The following is a 5914-nucleotide window of genomic DNA, read 5'->3' as shown; positions in this document are numbered from 1 at the left end:
GGCTACGGCTTCCTCTCCGAGAACGCCGAGTTCGCCCAGGCCGTCCTCGACGCCGGCCTGATCTGGATCGGCCCCCCGCCGCAGGCCATCCGCGACCTCGGCGACAAGGTCGCCGCCCGCCACATCGCCCAGCGCGCCGGCGCCCCCCTGGTCGCCGGCACCCCCGACCCGGTCTCCGGCGCCGACGAGGTCGTGGCCTTCGCCAAGGAACACGGCCTGCCCATCGCCATCAAGGCCGCCTTCGGCGGCGGCGGACGCGGCCTCAAGGTCGCCCGCACCCTCGAAGAGGTCCCGGAGCTGTACGACTCCGCCGTCCGCGAGGCGGTCGCCGCCTTCGGCCGCGGCGAGTGCTTCGTCGAGCGCTACCTCGACAAGCCCCGCCACGTGGAGACCCAGTGCCTGGCCGACACCCACGGCAACGTCGTCGTCGTCTCCACCCGTGACTGCTCCCTCCAGCGCCGCCACCAGAAACTGGTCGAGGAGGCCCCCGCGCCGTTCCTGTCCGAGGCGCAGGTCGACGAGCTCTACGCCGCCTCCAAGGCGATCCTGAAGGAGGCCGGCTACGTCGGCGCCGGCACCGTCGAGTTCCTCGTCGGCAACGACGGCACCATCTCCTTCCTGGAGGTCAACACCCGCCTCCAGGTCGAACACCCGGTCACCGAGGAAGTCTCCGGCATCGACCTGGTCCGCGAGATGTTCCGCATCGCCGACGGCGAAGAACTCGGCTACGACGACCCGCCGCTGCGCGGCCACTCCTTCGAGTTCCGCATCAACGGCGAAGACCCCGGCCGTAACTTCCTGCCCGCCCCCGGCACGGTCACCCGTTTCGACCCGCCCGCCGGCCCCGGCGTCCGCCTCGACGCCGGCGTCGAGTCCGGCAGCGTCATCGGCCCCGCCTGGGACTCCCTGCTGGCCAAGCTCATCGTCACCGGCCGCACCCGCGCCGAGGCCCTGCAGCGCGCCGCCCGCGCCCTGGACGAGTTCCAGGTCGAGGGCATGGCCACCGCCATCCCCTTCCACCGCACCGTCGTCCGCGACCCGGCCTTCGCCCCCGAGCTGACCGGTTCCACGGAGCCGTTCACGGTCCACACCCGCTGGATCGAGACCGAGTTCGTCAACGACATCAAGCCGTTCGCCTCCCCCGCCGACACCGAGACGGACGAGGAAGCCGGCCGGGAGACCGTCGTCGTCGAGGTCGGCGGCAAGCGCCTGGAGGTCTCCCTGCCCTCGTCGCTGGGCATGTCCCTGGCCCGCACCGGCCTCGCCGCCGGCGCCAAGCCCAAGCGCCGCGCCGCCCGCAAGTCCGGCCCCGCCGCCTCCGGCGACACCCTCGCCTCGCCCATGCAGGGCACCATCGTCAAGATCGCCGTCGAGGAGGGCCAAGAGGTCCAGGAAGGCGACCTCATCGTCGTCCTGGAGGCCATGAAGATGGAACAGCCCCTCAACGCCCACAAGTCCGGCACCGTCAAGGGCCTCACCGCCGAGGTCGGCGCCTCCATCACCTCCGGCGCCGCCATCTGCGAGATCAAGGACTGAGAACACCGGCACGCGACCGGGGCGCCCGGCGGACCACACCCGGTGGTCCGCCGGGCGCCCCGTTGCCGTAGGGACGCGACGGACCGTGGGACCGGCCGGGTCACATGGGGATGCGGCGGGCCTCAGCGGCGCCGCAGGTCGGCGACCCGGGCCCGCTGTTCGGCCCCGCCGCTCTGCTCACCCAGGGCCGTCGCCGTCCGTAGCCCCGCGCCGGGGACCTGACGGCGCGGCCCGGGCAGAGGAACGTCCCGGCGCTGCTGACGCGCCGGGACGGCATCACCCCCCGAGCCCGAGGAGCCCGAAGGACCCGTGGCCCCCGACCCCCCGGCCACGGCGATCTGCACGCCCTGGTCGGCGAGGGCCTGGAGTTCGGTGGCCGCGCGGTCGTCGTGGGCGGGCGGGTCGTCCGTGACCAGGCGGGTGATGACGTCCGTGGGCACGGTCTGGAACATGGTGTCCGTGCCCAGCTTGGAGTGGTCGGCGAGGACGACGACCTCGGCGGCGGCCTGCACCAGCGCGCGGTCGACGGACGCGGACAGCATGTTGGAGGTGGACAGGCCCCGCTCCGCCGTCAGCCCACTGCCCGACAGGAAGGCCTTGGAGACCCGCAGCCCCTGGAGGGACTGCTCGGCCCCGGACCCGACCAGGGCGTAGTTGGACCCCCGGAGGGTTCCCCCGGTCATCACGACCTCGACCCGGTTGGCGTGGGCCAGGGCCTGAGCCACGAGCAGCGAGTTGGTCACGACGGTCAGACCGGGTACCCGGGCGAGCCGGCGGGCCAGCTCCTGGGTGGTGGTCCCCGCCCCCACCACGATGGCTTCGCCCTCTTCGACCAAGCCCGCGGCAAGGTCGGCGATGGCCGTCTTCTCGGCGGTCGCGAGATGGGACTTCTGCGGAAATCCCGACTCCCGTGTGAACCCGCCCGGCAGTACCGCACCGCCGTGCCGGCGGTCGAGGAGTCCTTCTGCCTCCAGTGCGCGCACGTCCCGCCGTACGGTCACTTCGGAGGTCTGGACGACGCGGGCGAGTTCACGGAGCGACACGGCCCCGTTCGCTCGCACCATTTCGAGGATCAATTGGCGACGTTCTGCAGCGAACACGAAACTGACAGTAACCCCAACGACCGTCTGCTTTCAGCGGTTTGCGCCGAATAACAGAAGTTGTTCGCAGGACAGGGCAGGAAGTGGTATACGCGCCCACTCCCCGCCTATGCCCCCCGCATGCTCCGCGACTCCGCGTGACCGCGGGTGAGCGGCTTTCGGCCGCGGCCCGGCTCAGGCCTCGGCGCCGGCCTTGCGGGTGTGGAGCTGCCGTGCCACCTCGGCGATCGACCCCGAAAGCGAGGGGTACACCGTGAAGGCGTTCGCGATCTGTTCCACCGTCAGGTTGTTGTCGACCGCGATCGAGATGGGGTGGATGAGTTCCGAGGCGCGCGGCGCCACGACGACACCGCCGACCACGATCCCGGTGCCCGGCCGGCAGAAGATCTTGACGAAGCCGTCCCGGATGCCCTGCATCTTGGCGCGCGGGTTGCGCAGCAGCGGCAGCTTCACCACGCGGGCGTCGATCTTGCCACCGTCGACGTCGGCCTGCGAGTAGCCCACGGTGGCGATCTCGGGGTCGGTGAAGACGTTGGACGAGACCGTCTTCAGGTTCAGCGGCGCGACCGCGTCGCCCAGGAAGTGGTACATGGCGATCCGGCCCTGCATGGCCGCCACCGACGCCAGCGCGAAGACACCGGTCACGTCACCGGCCGCGTACACGCCGGGAGCGGTCGTCCGGGAGACCTTGTCGGTCCAGATGTGCCCGGAGTCGCGCAGCCGGACCCCGGCCTCCTCCAGCCCCATCCCCTCCGTGTTGGGGATGGCGCCCACGGCCATCAGACAGTGCGACCCGGTGATGACCCGCCCGTCGGCGAGGGTCACCTCCACCCGGTCACCCACCCGCTTGGCGGACTGGGCCCGGGACCGCGCCATGACGTTCATGCCGCGCCGCCGGAAGACGTCCTCCAGCACGGCCGCGGCGTCGGGGTCCTCACCGGGCAGCACCCGGTCCCGCGACGACACCAGCGTCACGCGCGACCCGAGCGCCTGGTAGGCCCCGGCGAACTCGGCACCGGTCACACCGGAACCCACGACGATGAGCTCCTCGGGAAGCTCGTCGAGGTCGTACACCTGCGTCCAGTTCAGGATGCGCTCGCCGTCGGGACGGGCATCGGGCAGCTCGCGCGGGTGCCCGCCGGTCGCGATCAGCACGGCATCCGCGGTGAGCGTCTCCTCGCTCCCGTCGGCGGCCCGCACGACGACCTTCCGCGACCCGTCGAGGGCCTGCATACCCTCCAGCCGGCCGCGCCCGCGCACCACGCGCGCGCCGGCGCGCGTGACGGAGGCGGTGATGTCGTGCGACTGGGCGAGGGCGAGCCGCTTGACCCGTCGGTTGACCTTGCCCAGGTCCACCCCGACCACCCGGGCGGCCTGCTCGACGTGCGGGGTGTCGTCGGCGACGATGATCCCCAGCTCCTCGTACGAGGAGTCGAAGGTGGTCATCACCTCGGCCGTGGCGATCAGGGTCTTCGACGGCACGCAGTCGGTCAGCACCGACGCCCCGCCCAGACCGTCGCAGTCGACGACGGTCACCTCCGCACCGAGCTGCGCGGCGACCAGCGCCGCTTCGTATCCGCCGGGTCCGCCACCGATGATCACGATCCGAGTCACGTACTCCATTGTCCCGCACCCTTCAACGTGGAGCCGCCCGGGGGCACCTCTGTCGCACGAGTGACGCCCGGACCACTGCCGTACCCTCTCCCCATGTCGCTCTACGCCGCTTACGCCGGCAACCTCGACGCGCGGCTCATGACCCGCCGCGCCCCCCACTCGCCGCTGCGCGCCACCGGCTGGCTGAACGGGTGGCGGCTGACCTTCGGGGGCGAGCACATGGGCTGGGAGGGCGCGCTCGCGACCATCGTCGAGGACCCGCTCTCCCAGGTCTTCGTGGCCCTCTACGACATCGCCCCGATGGACGAGGACTCGCTGGACCGCTGGGAGGGCGTGGGCATGGACATATACCGCCGGACGCGCGTGCGGGTCCACACCCTGGACGGTGAAGAAGGGGCCTGGACGTACGTCCTGAACGCCTACGAGGGCGGCCTCCCCTCCGCCCGCTACCTGGGCGAGGTCGCCGACGCGGCCGAATCGGCGGGCGCACCGCACGACTACGTCATGGAGCTCCGCAAGCGCCCCTGCTGACCGGCGCCGCCGTCCGGCCCCCGGCGGCTTGTCGGAAACGACAAGGCAACGATCCCCATCCCGTGAGCTCTGTCATCTACGCGCGTAGGCGAAGACCGGCTACTCTCGTCGACGTGAACGCATCTCTTCTTCCGGACGACATCCAGGGCGACCCCTACGCCGCCGCCGACGCCGCCGCGGCCCGCCTGCGTGAACTCACCGGCGCCGAGACCCACGACGTCGCCCTCGTGATGGGCTCCGGCTGGGCACCGGCCGTGGACGCCCTCGGCGCCCCCGAGGCCGAGTTCCAGGTCACCGACCTGCCGGGCTTCCCGAAGCCCGCGGTGGAGGGGCACGGCGGCAAGATCCGCTCGTACTCCATCGGTGACAAGCGCGCCCTCGTCTTCCTGGGCCGCACCCACTACTACGAGGGCCACGGCGTGGCCGCGGTCGCGCACGGCGTGCGCACCGCCGTCGCCGCCGGCGCGAAGACCGTGATCCTCACCAACGGCTGCGGCGGCCTGCGCGAGGGCATGCGTCCCGGTCAGCCGGTCCTGATCAGCGACCACATCAACCTCACCGCGACCTCCCCCATCGTCGGCGCGAACTTCGTCGACCTCACCGACCTCTACTCCCCCCGCCTGCGCGCCCTGTGCAAGGAGGTCGACCCCACGCTGGAGGAGGGCGTCTACGCCCAGTTCCCCGGCCCGCACTACGAGACCCCGGCCGAGATCCGCATGGCCCGCGTCATCGGTGCGGACCTGGTGGGCATGTCGACGGTCCTGGAGGCCATCGCGGCCCGCGAGGCGGGCGCCGAGGTCCTGGGCATCTCCCTGGTGACCAACCTCGCCGCCGGCATGACGGGCGAGCCCCTGAACCACGAGGAGGTCCTCCAGGCGGGCCGCGACTCCGCGACGCGGATGGGGTCCCTGCTGGCGCAGGTACTGGGCCGGCTGTAACCGGGGGCCACGGTCGCCCGGCGGAGCGGTGGTCCGGCGTTCGCTGCCCGGCGCAGGTGCGCTGGACCGGCGTCTGACGTCGCCCGGCGCGGGTGCGCTGGACCGGCGTCTGACGTCGCCCGGCGCGGGTGCGGGCCGGGGGTGGGTCGCGCGGCCCGGCGCTGCCGGGGTGCCGCTGCGCCCACCCGTGCCGCC

Annotated in this window: 5 protein-coding genes; 3 read left to right on the top strand and 2 right to left on the bottom strand. The window is 72.4% G+C overall.

The annotated features are described in order from the left end of the window. Window positions 1–1536: acetyl/propionyl/methylcrotonyl-CoA carboxylase subunit alpha (locus H0H10_RS11350; RefSeq protein WP_188180768.1), on the top strand; the 1536-nt coding region annotated here is incomplete at its 5' end. A gap of 122 nt (window positions 1537–1658) precedes the next feature. On the opposite strand, the gene H0H10_RS11345 is transcribed toward H0H10_RS11350, so the two are convergent. Both H0H10_RS11345 and H0H10_RS11340 read right to left on the bottom strand, forming a co-directional pair. Then, window positions 1659–2636, bottom strand: a complete 978-nt coding sequence (locus tag H0H10_RS11345) for a DeoR/GlpR family DNA-binding transcription regulator (protein ID WP_188180767.1) — start codon at window positions 2634–2636, stop codon at window positions 1659–1661. A 174-nt stretch (window positions 2637–2810) separates the two neighbouring features. Next, window positions 2811–4259 (bottom strand): NAD(P)H-quinone dehydrogenase, encoded by a 1449-nt coding sequence (locus H0H10_RS11340; RefSeq protein ID WP_188180766.1) that lies wholly within the window; start codon window positions 4257–4259, stop codon window positions 2811–2813. Window positions 4260–4343: 84 nt separating this feature from the next. On the opposite strand from H0H10_RS11340, the gene H0H10_RS11335 reads away from it, so the two are divergent. Beyond that, window positions 4344–4781, top strand: coding sequence for a gamma-glutamylcyclotransferase family protein (locus tag H0H10_RS11335; protein WP_188180765.1), 438 nt, complete (start codon window positions 4344–4346; stop codon window positions 4779–4781). A 113-nt stretch (window positions 4782–4894) separates the two neighbouring features. Then, window positions 4895–5719 carry a purine-nucleoside phosphorylase gene (locus tag H0H10_RS11330; protein ID WP_188180764.1) on the top strand — a complete coding sequence of 275 codons (825 nt, stop codon included), beginning with the start codon at window positions 4895–4897 and terminating at the stop codon, window positions 5717–5719. Window positions 5720–5914: the final 195 nt, after the last annotated feature.

The sequence above is a fragment of the Streptomyces griseicoloratus genome, assembly GCF_014534645.1.
Lineage (GTDB): Bacteria > Actinomycetota > Actinomycetes > Streptomycetales > Streptomycetaceae > Streptomyces > Streptomyces griseicoloratus.
The sequence above is the reverse complement of the archived record's forward strand: the minus strand, read 5'-3'. Positions and strand labels throughout refer to the sequence as shown.